This is a genomic window from Lelliottia nimipressuralis, from assembly GCF_004115925.1.
Lineage (GTDB): Bacteria > Pseudomonadota > Gammaproteobacteria > Enterobacterales > Enterobacteriaceae > Enterobacter > Enterobacter nimipressuralis.
The window spans coordinates 76,443-91,572 of the sequence record NZ_SDDX01000020.1; the positions used below are offsets into that span (position 1 = coordinate 76,443).

At 57.6% G+C, this 15,130-nt stretch carries 13 protein-coding genes and 1 pseudogene; 8 read left to right on the forward strand and 6 right to left on the reverse strand.

Annotated elements, in window-relative coordinates:
- Nucleotides 1–23: 23 nt before the first annotated feature.
- The 8 genes from ilvB to nepI all read left to right on the forward strand — a co-directional run bounded on the left by ilvB (nucleotide 24) and on the right by nepI (nucleotide 8,956).
- Nucleotides 24–1,712, forward strand: a complete 1,689-nt coding sequence (gene ilvB, locus ETG88_RS16320; RefSeq protein WP_100778254.1) for an acetolactate synthase large subunit — start codon at nucleotides 24–26, stop codon at nucleotides 1,710–1,712.
- Nucleotides 1,713–1,715: 3 nt separating this feature from the next.
- Nucleotides 1,716–2,003, forward strand: coding sequence for an acetolactate synthase small subunit (gene ilvN / locus ETG88_RS16325; RefSeq protein WP_100778253.1), 288 nt, complete (start codon nucleotides 1,716–1,718; stop codon nucleotides 2,001–2,003).
- A 72-nt stretch (nucleotides 2,004–2,075) separates the two neighbouring features.
- The gene (gene uhpA / locus ETG88_RS16330) at nucleotides 2,076–2,669 is read left to right on the forward strand and encodes a response regulator transcription factor UhpA (RefSeq protein ID WP_095280027.1); all 594 of its coding nucleotides are present in this window, start codon (nucleotides 2,076–2,078) and stop codon (nucleotides 2,667–2,669) included.
- Complete coding sequence (gene uhpB, locus ETG88_RS16335) at nucleotides 2,666–4,165, forward strand: signal transduction histidine-protein kinase/phosphatase UhpB (protein WP_100778252.1); 1,500 nt, start codon at nucleotides 2,666–2,668, stop codon at nucleotides 4,163–4,165. Before uhpA ends, uhpB begins: the two co-directional genes overlap by 4 nt.
- Before the next feature lie 9 nt (nucleotides 4,166–4,174).
- The gene (locus tag ETG88_RS16340) at nucleotides 4,175–5,503 is read left to right on the forward strand and encodes an MFS transporter (RefSeq protein WP_129035799.1); all 1,329 of its coding nucleotides are present in this window, start codon (nucleotides 4,175–4,177) and stop codon (nucleotides 5,501–5,503) included.
- A 137-nt stretch (nucleotides 5,504–5,640) separates the two neighbouring features.
- Nucleotides 5,641–7,032, forward strand: coding sequence for a hexose-6-phosphate:phosphate antiporter UhpT (gene uhpT, locus ETG88_RS16345; protein WP_100778250.1), 1,392 nt, complete (start codon nucleotides 5,641–5,643; stop codon nucleotides 7,030–7,032).
- A gap of 156 nt (nucleotides 7,033–7,188) precedes the next feature.
- Nucleotides 7,189–7,641 carry a DUF1198 domain-containing protein gene (locus tag ETG88_RS16350; protein WP_102105107.1) on the forward strand — a complete coding sequence of 151 codons (453 nt, stop codon included), beginning with the start codon at nucleotides 7,189–7,191 and terminating at the stop codon, nucleotides 7,639–7,641.
- A 124-nt stretch (nucleotides 7,642–7,765) separates the two neighbouring features.
- Nucleotides 7,766–8,956, forward strand: coding sequence for a purine ribonucleoside efflux pump NepI (gene nepI, locus ETG88_RS16355; protein WP_100778248.1), 1,191 nt, complete (start codon nucleotides 7,766–7,768; stop codon nucleotides 8,954–8,956).
- Between the two features lie 39 nt (nucleotides 8,957–8,995).
- Here nepI and ETG88_RS16360 read toward each other — a convergent pair whose 3' ends face one another.
- The 6 genes and pseudogenes from ETG88_RS16360 to ETG88_RS16385 form a co-directional block, all read right to left on the reverse strand.
- Complete coding sequence (locus tag ETG88_RS16360; protein WP_100778247.1) at nucleotides 8,996–9,901, reverse strand: EamA family transporter; 906 nt, start codon at nucleotides 9,899–9,901, stop codon at nucleotides 8,996–8,998.
- Nucleotides 9,902–10,047: 146 nt separating this feature from the next.
- Nucleotides 10,048–11,426: pseudogene (locus ETG88_RS16365) on the reverse strand (carbohydrate porin).
- Nucleotides 11,427–11,570: 144 nt separating this feature from the next.
- A complete protein-coding gene (locus ETG88_RS16370) occupies nucleotides 11,571–11,873 on the reverse strand; it encodes a PTS lactose/cellobiose transporter subunit IIA (protein WP_142503674.1) in 303 nt (100 codons plus the stop codon).
- Between the two features lie 6 nt (nucleotides 11,874–11,879).
- Nucleotides 11,880–13,268 (reverse strand): glycoside hydrolase family 1 protein, encoded by a 1,389-nt coding sequence (locus tag ETG88_RS16375; protein WP_129035800.1) that lies wholly within the window; start codon nucleotides 13,266–13,268, stop codon nucleotides 11,880–11,882.
- Between the two features lie 21 nt (nucleotides 13,269–13,289).
- The gene (locus tag ETG88_RS16380; RefSeq protein ID WP_100778244.1) at nucleotides 13,290–14,612 is read right to left on the reverse strand and encodes a PTS sugar transporter subunit IIC; all 1,323 of its coding nucleotides are present in this window, start codon (nucleotides 14,610–14,612) and stop codon (nucleotides 13,290–13,292) included.
- 12 nt (nucleotides 14,613–14,624) lie between these two features.
- On the reverse strand, nucleotides 14,625–14,939 hold the full coding sequence (locus tag ETG88_RS16385; protein WP_102105105.1) for a PTS sugar transporter subunit IIB: 315 nt from the start codon (nucleotides 14,937–14,939) through the stop codon (nucleotides 14,625–14,627).
- Between the last annotated feature and the right edge of the window lie 191 nt (nucleotides 14,940–15,130).

Here is a 15,130-nt window from a genome sequence, read left to right on the forward strand (position 1 = left end):
GCTCAGAACAAAAGGACTGGAGCATGGCAAGTTCGGGCACAACATCAGGCAAGACGCGTTTTACGGGCGCGCAATTAATCGTTCACTTACTGGAACGTCAGGGTATCAGCATCGTTTCGGGGATCCCGGGCGGTACGGTCCTGCCGCTCTATGACGCGTTAAGTCAAAGCACGCAAATCCGCCACGTTCTGGCGCGCCACGAGCAGGGCGCAGGCTTCATCGCGCAGGGCATGGCGCGTACGCAGGGCAAACCTGCGGTCTGTATGGCCTGTAGCGGGCCGGGTGCCACCAACCTGGTCACGGCGATTGCCGACGCGCGCCTCGACTCCATTCCGCTGATCTGTATTACCGGCCAGGTTCCTTCGTCGATGATCGGCACCGACGCGTTTCAGGAAGTCGACACCTACGGTATTTCTATCCCCATCACCAAGCATAACTATTTAGTTCGCGACATCGCCGAGTTACCTCAGGTGATCAGCGATGCGTTCCGCATTGCGCAATCCGGCCGCCCAGGCCCGGTGTGGATAGACATTCCTAAGGACGTACAAACCGCTGAAATCGACATCGAAACCTTCCCGGAACCGGGTGGCCGTGCCCCCGCACCGGAATTCAGCGCTCAGAGCGTGCAGGACGCCGCCGCGATGATCAACGCCGCGAAACGGCCAGTGCTCTATCTGGGCGGCGGGGCGATCAACGCCGCAGAACAGGTACGTGAATTTGCCGAAAAAGCCAATCTGCCCACCACCATGACCTTAATGGCGCTGGGAATGCTGCCGAAAGCGCACCCACTGTCGCTGGGCATGCTGGGGATGCACGGCGCGCGCAGCACCAATTTTATTTTGCAAGAGTCTGATTTACTGATCGTTCTCGGCGCACGTTTTGATGACCGGGCGATTGGTAAAACTGAGCAGTTCTGCCCGAACGCGAAAATCATTCACGTGGATATCGACCGCGCAGAGCTTGGCAAAATCAAGCAGCCGCATGTGGCGATTCAGGGCGATGTGGGCGAGGTACTGGCCCAGTTAATCCCCCAAACCCACGCCACCGACAACGCCGAGTGGTGCGATCTAGTTGCTCAACTGCAGCAGGAGTTTCCGAGCGCCATCCCGACCGAAGGCGACCCGCTGAGCCACTACGGCCTGATTAACGCCGTCGCCTCCTGCGTGGACGACAGCGCTATTATCACCACCGACGTCGGCCAGCATCAGATGTGGACCGCCCAGGCTTACCCGCTGAACCGTCCGCGTCAGTGGCTGACGTCCGGCGGCTTAGGCACCATGGGCTTTGGCCTGCCAGCCGCCGTGGGCGCTGCGCTGGCGAATCCGGATCGGAAGGTGATTTGTTTCTCCGGTGACGGCAGCCTGATGATGAACATTCAGGAGATGGCGACGGCGGCTGAAAACCAGCTGGATGTGAAAATCATTCTGATGAACAACGAAGCGCTGGGGCTGGTGCATCAGCAGCAGAGCCTGTTCTACAAGCAGGGCGTGTTTGCGGCGACCTATCCGGGGATGATCAACTTTATGCAGATTGCGGCCGGTTTTGGCCTGCACACCTGCGATCTGAATGCCGCCGAGGACGCGCAAGCCGCCCTGCAGGAGGCGATTTCCCGCCCTGGCCCGGCACTGATTCACGTGCGCATCGATCCAGAACAAAAAGTGTATCCAATGGTCCCGCCGGGTGCGGCGAATACTGAGATGGTGGGAGAATAAGCCATGCAGAAACAATATGATAACGTCATTCTCGAACTCACCGTCCGCAACCACCCTGGCGTCATGACTCACGTCTGCGGCCTGTTCGCGCGCCGCGCATTTAACGTGGAAGGCATTCTTTGCCTGCCGATTCAGGGCAGCGATCATAGCCGCATCTGGCTCCTCGTGAACGACGATCAGCGCCTCGAGCAGATGATTGCCCAAATCGACAAACTGGAAGATGTCACCCAAGTGGTCCGCAACCAGTCTGATCCGACCATGTTCAATAAAATTGCGGTGTTTTTTGAGTAAATCGCTCAAGGCTTGAACGGCAACGCGCTTATCGTTAAGGTAAGCGCGTTTTTTATCCGCCAGGAATGCCACATGACCACCATTGCCCTTATCGACGATCACCTTATCGTCCGCTCCGGTTTTGCCCAGTTGCTGAGCCTGGAGGCAGATTTTCAGGTCGTGGCTGAATTCGGTTCAGGCCGCGAGGCGCTGGCCGGATTACCGGGGCGTGGCGTGCAGGTCTGCATTTGCGATATCTCAATGCCGGATCTCTCCGGGCTTGAGCTGCTCAGCCAGCTGCCGAAAGGAATGGCGACCATTATGCTCTCTGTTCACGACAGCCCCGCGCTGGTAGAACAGGCGCTCAACGCCGGCGCGCGAGGGTTTCTCTCCAAACGTTGTAGCCCCGACGAACTCATTTCCGCCGTGCGCACCGTCGCGACGGGCGGATGTTATCTTACGCCGGATATCGCCATTAAACTGGCCGCCGGACGCCAGGACCCGCTGACAAAACGCGAGCGTCAGGTGGCGGAAAAGCTCGCTCAGGGGATGGCGGTGAAAGAGATCGCCGTCGAGCTGGGTCTGTCGCCCAAAACCGTTCACGTCCATCGCGCCAATCTGATGGAAAAACTCGGCGTCAGTAACGATGTCGAGCTGGCCCGCCGCATGTTTGACGGCTGGCAATGAGCCCGTACTTCTCGCGGCTGGTCTCCGTTGTCGCCAGCTTTTTTATCTTCTCGGCCGCCTGGTTTTGCCTGTGGAGTATCAGCCTGCATCTGGTCGAGCGCCCGGAGCTGGCGGTGCTGCTCTTCCCGTTTGGCCTGCGTCTGGGGCTGATGTTGCAATGTCCGCGCGGCTACTGGCCGGTTTTGCTGGGGGCCGAGTGGATCATGCTGGTCTGGCTGGCGCAGGAAGTGGCACTGGCGCATCTTCCCTTATTGATGATCGGGGGCGTATTGACGCTGCTGCCGGTGGCGCTGATTTCCCGCTACCGCCATCAGCGCGACTGGCGCACGCTACTGCGTCAGGGCGCGGCGCTGATTGCCGCTGCGCTGCTGCAATCCCTGCCGTGGATCGGCAAACCCGACACCCTGACGGCGCTCCTGCTGACGCTGACCGGCGGCCTGACGCTTGCGCCCACGTGCCTCGTCATCTGGCATTATCTCACCAGCACTGTCTGGCAGCCGCTCGGCCCGGCGCTGGTCTCCCAGCCGGTAAACTGGCGCGCGCGGCACCTTATCTGGTATCTGCTGCTGTTTGTGGTCAGCCTGTGGCTGCAGCTGGGTCTGCCTGCGGAACTCTCTCGCTTTACGCCGTTTTGTCTGGCGCTGCCGATTATCGCGCTGGCCTGGCACTATGGCTGGCAGGGGGCGCTGATCGCTACCCTGATGAACGCCATCGCCCTGATTGCCAGCCAGACGTGGCACGATCATCCCGTTGATTTACTCCTCTCGCTGCTGGCGCAAAGCCTGACCGGACTGCTGCTGGGCGCGGGTATACAGCGTCTGCGCGAGCTGAACCAGTCGCTGCAAAACGAGCTGGCCCGCAATCGACGCCTGGCCGAGCGGTTACTGGAAACCGAAGAAAATGTGCGGCAGGAAGTGGCGCGCGAACTGCACGATGATATCGGCCAGACCATCACGGCCATCCGCACTCAGGCGGGTATCGTTCAGCGGCTGGCTCCGGAAAATCCCGGCGTCCGGCAGGGCGGCGCGCACATCGAGCAGCTCTCTCTCGGGGTGTACGATTCCGTGCGACGTCTGCTGGGGCGCCTGCGTCCACGCCAGTTAGATGATTTATCCCTTGAGCAGGCGGTGCGTTCCCTGATGCGTGAGATGGAGCTGGAAGATCGCGGGATCGTCAGCCATCTCGACTGGGCTATCGACGAGACACTCCTGAGCGAAAGCCAGCGCGTCACCCTGTTCCGCGTCTGTCAGGAGGGGCTGAACAATATCGTCAAACACGCCAGTGCCAGCGCGGTGACGCTCCAGGGCTGGCAGCAGGACGAGCGCCTGATGCTGGTTCTCGAAGACGACGGCTGCGGTCTGCCGCCTGGCTCCGGGCAGCAGGGGTTTGGCCTGGCCGGAATGCGCGAGCGCGTCACGGCGCTCGGCGGAACGTTGACGATCTCCTGTACCCACGGCACGCGCGTCAGCGTGAATTTGCCGCTGCGTTATACGTAAGGACCGACCATGTTTACCTTTCTGAAAACGCCGGCGAATGCTGCACCCATTGGCGATAAACGCGAAAGAGATGCGCGATACCGCTACTGGCGACGCCATATTCTGACCACCATCTGGCTGGGCTATGCGCTGTTCTATTTCACCCGCAAAAGTTTTAACGCCGCTGCGCCCGAAATCCTCGCCAGCGGCGTGATGACGCGCACGGACATCGGCCTGCTGGCGACGCTGTTTTACATCACCTACGGTCTGTCGAAATTCTTCTCCGGCATCGTCAGCGACCGCTCGAACGCCCGTTACTTTATGGGGATGGGGCTTATCGCAACCGGAGTGGTCAATATCCTGTTTGGTTTCTCCACCTCCCTGTGGGCGTTCGCGCTGCTGTGGGCGCTGAACGCTTTTTTCCAGGGCTGGGGCGCACCCGTCTGCGCGCGTCTGCTCACCGCTTGGTTCTCCCGCAACGAGCGCGGCGGCTGGTGGGCAATCTGGAACACAGCCCATAACGTCGGCGGGGCGCTGATCCCCATCGTGGTGGGAGCGGCGGCGCTACACTACGGCTGGCGCGCCGGGATGATGATCGCCGGAACCCTGGCGATTTTCGCCGGGCTGTTTCTCTGCTGGCGTCTGCGCGACCGCCCGCAAACCGTCGGCCTGCCGCCGGTGGGCGACTGGCGGCACGATGAGATGGAGATCGCCCAGCAGCAGGAAGGCGCGGGGCTGACGCGCAAAGAGATCCTCACCAAATACGTGCTGCTGAACCCCTATATCTGGCTGCTGTCTCTGTGCTATGTGCTGGTATACGTGGTGCGTGCGGCGATCAACGACTGGGGAAATCTGTATATGTCCGAGACGCTCGGCGTCGATCTGGTGACCGCCAACTCGGCGGTGACCATGTTTGAGCTGGGCGGATTTATCGGCGCGCTGGTGGCGGGCTGGGGCTCGGACAAACTGTTTAACGGCAACCGTGGCCCGATGAACCTGATTTTCGCCGCCGGGATTTTGCTCTCCGTTGGCTCGCTGTGGCTGATGCCTTTTGCTAGCTACGTGATGCAGGCGGCGTGCTTCTTCACCACCGGATTCTTCGTTTTCGGCCCGCAAATGCTGATCGGCATGGCGGCAGCGGAGTGCTCGCACAAAGAGGCGGCGGGGGCGGCGACCGGTTTTGTCGGCCTGTTTGCCTATCTTGGCGCGTCCCTGTCCGGCTGGCCATTGGCGCGGGTCATCGACATCTGGCACTGGAGCGGTTTTTTCGCGGTGATCGCTATCGCGGCGGGGGTTTCCGCCCTGCTGCTGTTGCCGTTTTTGAACGCTCAGGCCCCGCGTGAGGTCAACGAAGCGTGATGCGCCTCACCTTTTTGCCCCGAGTGGGGCAAAACTAGGAAATTTTCCCGGTTTCGCCTGGACGCTGTCTCAGGCCAATGCGACTGCTGATTTTTACAATGCCTGCCATTCGCAGGTATTCATATCAGGAGTTTTTGATGCTGGCCTTTCTAAACCAGGTGCGCAAGCCGACCCTGGATCTGCCGCTCGAGATGCGGCGCAAAATGTGGTTCAAGCCGTTCATGCAGTCCTATCTGGTGGTGTTCATCGGCTACCTGACCATGTACCTGATCCGCAAAAACTTCAACATCGCCCAGAACGACATGATCTCCACCTACGGGCTGAGCATGACGCAGCTGGGGATGATCGGCCTCGGTTTCTCCATCACTTACGGGGTGGGGAAAACCCTGGTTTCGTACTACGCCGACGGTAAAAATACCAAGCAGTTCCTGCCGTTTATGCTGATCCTCTCCGCCATCTGTATGCTTGGCTTTAGCGCCAGCATGGGCGCAGGTTCCGTCAGCCTGTTTATGATGATCGCCTTCTACGCCCTGAGCGGTTTCTTCCAGAGCACCGGCGGGTCGTGCAGCTATTCCACCATCACCAAATGGACGCCACGTCGCAAGCGCGGCACTTATCTTGGTATGTGGAACATCTCCCATAACCTCGGTGGGGCGGGTGCGGCAGGCGTGGCATTGTTCGGGGCGAATGTCCTGTTCGACGGCCATGTGATCGGCATGTTCATCTTCCCGTCCATTATCGCGCTGATTGTTGGCTTTATCGGCCTGCGCTACGGCAGCGATTCCCCGGAATCCTACGGTCTGGGCAAAGCGGAGGAGTTGTTTGGCGAAGAGTTGAGTGAAGAAGACAAAGACGCTGAAGACGAGTCGATGACCAAATGGCAGATCTTCGTTGAGTATGTGCTGAAAAACAAAGTCATCTGGCTGCTCTGCTTCTCCAACATCTTCCTGTACGTGGTGCGCATCGGCATCGACCAGTGGTCTACCGTGTACGCCTTCCAGGAGCTGAAACTCTCCAAAGAGGTGGCGATCCAGGGCTTTACCCTGTTTGAAGTGGGCGCGCTGGTGGGAACGCTGCTGTGGGGCTGGCTGTCGGATCTGGCTAACGGTCGTCGGGCGCTGGTGGCCTGCGTTGCGCTGGCATTGATTATCGCTACGCTGGGTGTGTATCAGCACGCCAGCAACCAGTACGTCTATCTCGCCTCCCTGTTTGCGCTCGGTTTCCTGGTGTTTGGCCCGCAGCTGCTGATTGGTGTCGCGGCCGTCGGATTTGTGCCGAAAAAAGCGATCGGCGCTGCCGATGGGATCAAAGGCACCTTCGCCTATCTGATCGGTGACAGCTTCGCCAAACTGGGTCTCGGGATGATCGCCGACGGCACGCCGATCTTCGGCCTGACCGGCTGGGCGGGCACCTTCGCCGCGCTGGACGCCGCAGCTATCGCCTGTATCTGCCTGATGGCGATGGTCGCCGTGATGGAAGAGCGCAAAATTCGCCGCGAAAAACGCATTCAACGACTGAAAGCGGCTTAATGGCTTGAGTAATTGTGCAGGTAACTTTTTGCCCGGCTGCGTGCCGGGCTTTTTTCATTCCCGCCCCTGTTTTTTCCGATCCCTTTCAGCATGTTTTACGCTGTCGACAACGGCGCGTTTCCCGATATCATGAGCGGCTATTATTAAGGAGAACGCATGGTCTGGATAATGCTGGCCACCCTGGTTGTGGTGTTTGTAGTCGGGTTTCGCATTCTGACGTCTGATTCGCGTCGGGCGATCAAACGACTGAGCGAACGCTTAGGGATTACGCCCGTTCCGCTGGAGTCGATGATTGACCAGTGCGGTAAAACCGCAGGCACTGAGTTTATCCGCTACCTGGAGCGCCCGGACGAAGCCCATCTGCAAAATGCCGCGCAGGTGCTGCTGATCTGGCAGGTCTGCATCGTCGACGGCAGCGAAGAGAATCTGCATACCTGGCATCGACTACTGCGTAAAGCGCGTCTTGCCGCGCCGATTACCGACGCGCAGATCCGCCTGGCGCTGGGATTTATGCGCGAAATAGACCCCGATCCGCAGGAGTTCAACGCTTTTCAGCTGCGCTACAACCGCCTGTTCCTGCCTGAAGAGGGCGTTTTTTTCCTGCACTGAGCCCCATGCTGGCTGTCTGTCGGTGAAGGTCAGATTTCAACAAAAGTTGTCAAAACGTTAAATCCGTCACAGTTTTGATGATAAACTGCGCGACTTTCCCGCAGTTTTATCCTCAGGTGACACCATGACAGAACAGATCCACTCCACGCCCACAGCCCATACCGGTGAGGTCCTGCGACCTAACTGGTCGGCGGTTTTCTCCGTGGCGTTTTGCGTCGCCTGCCTGATTACCGTGGAGTTTCTGCCGGTCAGCCTGCTGACGCCGATGGCGCAGGATCTGGGGATTTCCGAAGGGGTGGCGGGCCAGTCCGTCACCGTCACGGCGTTTGTCGCCATGTTCTCCAGCCTGTTTATCACCCAGATAATCGGCACCATCGACCGCCGCAAAGTGGTGATCCTGTTTGCGGTTCTGCTCACGCTCTCTTGCGTGCTGGTCTCCTTTGCCGATAACTTTACTCTGCTGTTGCTGGGCCGCGCCTGTCTGGGGCTGGGGCTGGGTGGATTCTGGGCAATGTCGGCCTCGCTGACCATGCGTCTGGTGCCCGCGCGCAAAGTGCCGAAAGCGCTCTCGGTGATCTTCGGCGCCGTCTCGATTGCACTGGTGATTGCCGCACCGCTGGGCAGTTTTTTGGGCGGCATTATCGGCTGGCGTAACGTCTTTAACGGCGCGGCGATCATGGGCATTCTGTGCATTTTCTGGGTGTGGAAGGCGCTGCCGTCCCTGCCGGGCGAAGCGGCGCATCATAAGCAGAATATGTTCAGCCTGCTGAAACGCCCCGGTGTGCTGGCGGGGATGACCGCCATCTTTATGGCGTTCGCCGGGCAGTTTGCCTTTTTCACCTATATCCGCCCGGTGTTTATGACCATGGCCGGTTTTGATGTGGATGGCCTGACGCTGGTGCTGCTGAGTTTTGGTATTGCGAGTTTTGTCGGCACATCCCTGTCGGCGCAGTTCCTGAAGCGCTCCCTTAAATTCGCCCTGGCAGGTGCGCCGCTGGTGCTGGCGGTCAGCGCCGTGGTGCTGATTTTGTGGGGAAGTGACAAGTGGGTGGCGTCGGCCATTGCGATTATCTGGGGCTTTGCTTTTGCGCTGGTGCCGGTGGGCTGGTCAACGTGGATCACCCGTTCCCTTGCCGATCAGGCGGAAAAAGCCGGGTCGATTCAGGTTGCGGTGATTCAACTGGCAAACACCTGCGGCGCGGCGATTGGCGGCTATGCGCTGGATAATCTGGGGCTGCTGTCGCCGTTGGTATTGTCTGGCACGCTGATGCTGCTGACGGCACTGCTGGTGGCGGGGAAGGTCAAGGCGCAGTAAGTCTGGCATATCCTCACCCTTTCGGGTGAGGATATCGGGTTACACCGAAGCCTGAACGCGTCTGCGCGAATCCATCGAAATCAGTACTACCGACGACACAATCAACAATGTCCCCAGCCAGTCCGGCAGCGTAAACGCCACCCCTAACAGCAGCACCGACAGCAACGCGCTGCTCAGCGGTTCGGCGCAGCTCAGAATGCTCGCTTTCGGTCCGCCAATCATCTGCGCGCCTTTCAGATACAAACTGAAGGTCAGCGCGGTGCCGATCACCACCAGATAGAAAAAGGCCAGCAGCAGGCTGCCGTCAATCACGAAGGTGGTGCCGCGCCCGGCGTAGAACGGCGTCAGCATCAGCCCTGCCAGCAACATACTCCAGCCGACAATCGGCAGCGTGCCGTAGCGGGCGATAAGCGTCGAGGGATAGGTGGTGTAAAACGCGGCGGCGAAGGCCGAGGCGATGCCAAAGAACAGCGCCGCAGGGGAGATAGACAGCGATGTCGGATCGCCATGCGTCACCAGTAAAAACGTGCCAATCAGGGAGGTCAAAATTGCCGAGAGGACAAATATCCCAGGCCGTTTTTTCCGCGCCAGCGCGAACCACGCCACGATAATGGTCGGGGAGAGAAATTGCAGGACAGTCGCGGTAGCGGCGTTGGATTTTTCAATCGTCAGCAGGAACGTGAGCTGGACCGTGAGCGCGCCAACCAGTGAGAAAATCAGCAGGCTGATAGCGTCTTTGCGATGTTTGATGACTGAGAAAATCTTGTCGCCGTGGACGAAAGAGAGCGTCAGTAAAATCACGCCGGTGAACAGCAGACGAATCATGGTCAGATAAGGCGAGGAAATCTGACTCTTCTCCATAATGTACTGCGCGCAAACCCCTGAACTGCCCCATAACACGGCGGCGATCAGGACATTCAGCATCCCTCTTTTTGTGGAACCCATGTTCTCCCCTGCATGCTCGTTTTTTTCTAGCATATCATGGGAGCAATGCCGGGTGGTGCGGTCTGATGCCCTCGCTCCGCCCTCTCCCGAACAGGGAGAGGGAAAACACGAAAAACGGCAACGCCCGTTGCCGTTTTGCTTTTACCTTAGAACCAGGCTTCCCACATTGCGCCGACGTTGAAATCGTCGAGCGTCTGGTCGTCGGTGCCGTTCACGCGAGCGGTACGTTCATTATCCACCTTGCCGCCGGTCACGTAGAAGCGCAGCATCGGGCGGAACTCGGGGCCCATGGCGATAGACATGTTCTGCGACAGGGTCAGCTTCCAGCCTTTGTTATCACCGCCGTTATCGTAGTCAACGTGCTGCCAGCCCGCTTCCAGCCAGGTGGAGTGAACGTCGTTCCACCAGTGCATTGGGCGCACAATCGCGTTGTAGTTTTTGCGATTGTCGGTGCTGTCACGGCTGTTGTCGTAATCGTGGAAGGCGAGGATGTACTCCACCTGCGTCTGCTGGGTGAATTTATGCAGCCCTTCGAAGCTGGCGTAAACCGTAGTCAGATCTTCGGTTTTATTGAACACGCTGTTGTCTGAGTTATCCGAGTAACGGGCGATCACTTTGTTCACGCCGCTGTCGTTGGTGTGGCTCAGTACCACGCCGCCCTGCCAGGCGTTCAGACGATCGTCACTCTCGATGGCTTTCGAGTCGAAACCGTAGTTGGCGTACAGTTCCAGATCCAGCGGCCCGATTTTCATGCCGTGGATTTTGGAGGTGGCCGCGTAGTTGCCTTTATCGCCGGTGCCGGAGCCGCCGGTACAGGAGATGCGCGACGGGTTAGAGCCGTCGTTTTCCACTTCCGGATTACAGGATTCCACTGCCGCGACGGTTGCCACGTCAAACTGCACCCCGCCGATATCGAAGTTTTTCACCCCGGCGCCCTGGCCATCGTGGTTCATCCAGAAGTAGTCGTTGATGCCCTGCTGTGGACGCTGGTGGAAGTCTCGACCGGCCCAGAAATAGGCATTTGGGTTAGATGACATAATGTTGGTCACCCCCGCGTAGGCTTTTTTCAGGTTAACTTCGTCGCCCCAGTGGTCGATCATCACGTTGATGTCCCAGATCGCGCCGTTATCGCCTTTGAACGCTTTAGAGAGCTGGAATTCACCGCCGTTGCCTTCGTTACCCAGACGACCAATCGCCGAGCCGCCGTTATACGAGCCATCGACCGCCACATATTTTTGATCGGCGGCCTGGAAGTGTGCGCCGTAGCGGGCGTAGCCGGTAAATTTAATGCCAAAGGGAATCGCCAGATCCGGGGACTGCGCGGCGCTTTGCGGTTCCGTCACCACGTCCGCTTTTTTCGCGACTGCCGCATCCATTTTTGCTGACGTTCTGTCAGGGCTTTATCCACCGCTTTGGCGACAATGGCGTCAATTTGCTCCTGCGTGAATTCTTGTGCGAGCACAGAAATTGGGCAAAGCGCGGCGATAACCGCCATTGTTAATGGAAGTTTTTTTATGATATTCATTGTCATCTCTATTAATTTAAATTTTATTCAGACAATAACCATCCCATTCCGATCTGACAGAATATGTCGCTATCATCAGAAAAAGTTGATTTATATTTTTATAGGTACAGAGGGTTTAATTTAGCGTAACGATATCTCCCTTTATTATCTCTGGTAGAGATGGATAATCTCTTCGGACAATTCACGGGCCAACAGTGAATTCATTAAATGATCCTGGGCATGCACCATAATTAAAGTCATCGGCTGGCGGGCTTCGCCCGCGTCCTGTTCGATGAGTTTGGTCTGCATATGGTGCGCCTGGCGCGCGTAGCCATCGGCTTCGCGCAGCAGGCTTTTGGCTTCGTCAAGGTTGCCCTGCCGGGCCGCGTGCAGGGCTTCAAAGCACAGGCTACGCGACTGACCGGCGTTGACGATAATTTCCATTACGGCATCTTCTAATGCGATCATCATTCATTACTCTTTATCAAAACTATTATTTAACGAGGTGGCGGCGAACCACTCCCCGCTTTTCTTAATGGTGCGTTTCTGCGTGGCTAAATCCAGCTGAATAAATCCGTAGCGGTTTTTATACGCATTACACCATGACCAGTTATCAATAAATGTCCACATATGGTAACCAAGACAATTTGCGCCTTCGCTAATTCCTTTGTGAACCCATTTAAGGTGCTCAGAAATAAAGTCGATACGGTATTGATCGTTAATCTGACCGTTTTCAATAAAACGCTGCTCGTTTTCGACGCCCATGCCGTTTTCAGAGATAAAACAGCGCGGGTTGCCGTAATTCTCACGCAGATTAACGAGAATATCGTAAATACCCGGCTCGTAGATTTCCCAGCCGCGGTACGGGTTCATTTTGCGCCCTGGCATCTCGTAATTATCAAAGAACCACTCCGGCATAAACGGCGCCTGAGGGTTCACCGCGCTGTCGCGACACTTCACGCGGCGCGGCTGATAATAGTTAATGCCCAGCAGGTCGATGGTTCCTTCGGCAATCAGCGCGCTGTCTTCGGGCTGACAGGCAGGCAGCTGATCGTAGGCTTTCAGCAGCGCTACCAGATCCGCCGGATATTCCCCGCGCAGAACCGGATCGAGGAAGCTGCGGTTAAACATCAGATCCGCATAGTGCGCGGCTTTCAGATCCTGCGGATTCTGCGAGCGCGGATAGGACGGCGTCAGGTTCAGCACGATGCCGATCTCCCCCGCATGATGCCCGGCGCGGAAGGCGCGCACCGCCTGCGCATGGGCCAGCACCGTGTGGTACGCCACGGTCGCCGCGCGACGGAAATCCACCACGTTGGGATAGTGGAAATTGTACAGATAACCGCCTTCCACCGGGACAATCGGCTCGTTAAAGGTGAACCAGTGCAGCACGCGATCGCCGAACAGCTCAAAGCAGATCTGCGCGTAGCGGGCGTATGCCGCCACGACGTCACGGTTTTCCCAGCCGCCGATCTCCTGCATCACCATCGGCATGTCGAAGTGGAACAGGGTGATGAACGGCGTAATGCCCTGCTCAAGCAGCTCATCGAAGACCTGATTGTAGAATTCCACCGCCTGCGGATTCACTTCACCGACACCGTCGGGGATCAGGCGCGCCCAGCTAATCGAGGTGCGAAAGCTGTTATGGTTCAGCTGTTTCAGCAGCTGAATGTCCGATTTCCAGTTCTGGTAAAAAGCGGAGGTATCCTGCGGCCCCACGCCCTGATGGAAACGGTTTGGCTCATTGGCGAACCAGTGATCCCAGGTGGTCACTCCTTTGCCGCCGCCCAGGCTTTCCCCTTCGGTTTGCAGCGCGGAGCTTGCGCTGCCCCACCAAAAGTTATCGGGAAATGAATATTTCATAATGCTTCCTCTTTGACGTTATTAACGTGCAGCTTCAGCAGTACCGACGGTTGCCTGGGCTTTTTGCTCTTCGGTTTTCATCAAAGAGCGCTCATAGGCGCGCAGGAACGGCAGATACATCAGGGCTGACATCACCATACAAATTACGCACATCACTACCGGACTGAACGCCCAGTTTGCTGCCCACGACGCACCGATGGGGGCCGGGGTGGTCCACGGCGTCAGGGATACCACCTGCGCCAGCCAGCCGAGTTTGGTCGCGGCGTAGGCCAGACAGGCGTTCACCAGCGGCACGAACACAAACGGGATAAACAGCATTGGGTTCATGATGATCGGCGCACCGAACAGAATCGGTTCGTTGATGTTAAAGAAGCTCGGCACCACGCCCATTTTGCCGATGGTGCGCAGATGCGTCACGCGGCTGCGCAGCAGCAGGAAGGCCAGCGGTAAGGTCGAGCCAACGCCGCCGATCAGCAGATAGTGATCCCAGAAGCCCTGCAGATAGACGTGCGGAAGCGCTGCGCCCGCGGCCAGTGCTGCCTGGTTTGCCGACAGGTTCGCCATCCAGAACGGGTTCATGATGCCGGTAACAATCAGTGAGCCGTGGATGCCTGCGAACCAGAAGATCTGGCACAGCAGCACGGAGAGCAGAATCGCCGGCAGGGAGTCAGAGGCGGACACCAGCGGCTCCAGCAGATGCATAATCGCCTGCGGGATAATCATCCCGGTTTGCGCTTCGATGAACAGGTTCAGCGGGTGCAGCGTGCCGATCACCACCATCACCGGAATCAGGATCTCAAAGGAGCGCGCCACGCCGGTCGGGACTTCTTTCGGCAGGCGAATGGTGACTTTGTTCTCCTTCAGCCACGCGTAAACGCGGGTGGAGTAGATGGCGGTAATCAGCGCGGTGAAAATCCCCTGACCGGACAAATACTGCGTGGAGATTTTGCCGTCAGCATAGGGGGCCGCCACCAGCAGAAACGCCATAAACGCCAGCAGGCCGGACATCACCGGATCGAGATTAAACTGGCGACCCAGGCTCGCGCCGATCCCTACCGAGATAAAGAAGGTCATCACGCCCATGCTGAGGTTAAACGGCAGCATCAGCTGTTCGCGGTAGGTCTGGGAGAAATCGAGCCAGCCACGGGCAAAACTGTTGGTGGTATCCGCCGAGAACGGCGGGAAGATGAACACCAGCATAAACGAGCCGATGATCATAAACGGCAGGGCGGCGGTAAACCCGTCACGGATCGCAATCACGTACTTTTGCTGTCCGAGCTTTGCCGCCAGCGGGGTAATGGACTGCTCAATAACGGCAACCATTGATTGATATAACGAACTCATGAGAACACCTTCTTAGTGTGCCGCTTCGATGAGCGACAGAGCATAGTCCAGTACCTTATCACCACGCTGCATACCGTAGTCCATCATGTCGATGGCTTGTACCGGAATACCCTGCGTAGCGGCCTTGTCTGCCAGTGTCTTTAACATGTATTTCACTTGCGGTCCGAGAAGAACGACCTGGTATTGCGGAAACTGCGTGTCAAATTCGGACACGCCGTATGCATCAATCGTGACCGGGACTCCGCGTTCTTCTGCCACTTCAACCATTTTCCTCACCAGCAGGCTGGTGGACATCCCGGCAGAGCAGCACAGCATAATCTTGAACATCGACAACCATCCTCAAAGTGTAAAAAGTTATTGCGGGGATGATTGGATATCATATGGAAACCGGTTTCCATTTATAAACCCCAGAAGTGTGATAACCATCAAGATCCGCCGCTTATGGGGCTTGTTATCACGATGTGGGTCACAAAATTTGGCGTTTTTGACATCAAATTGAGTGGAAACGGAAAATCGGT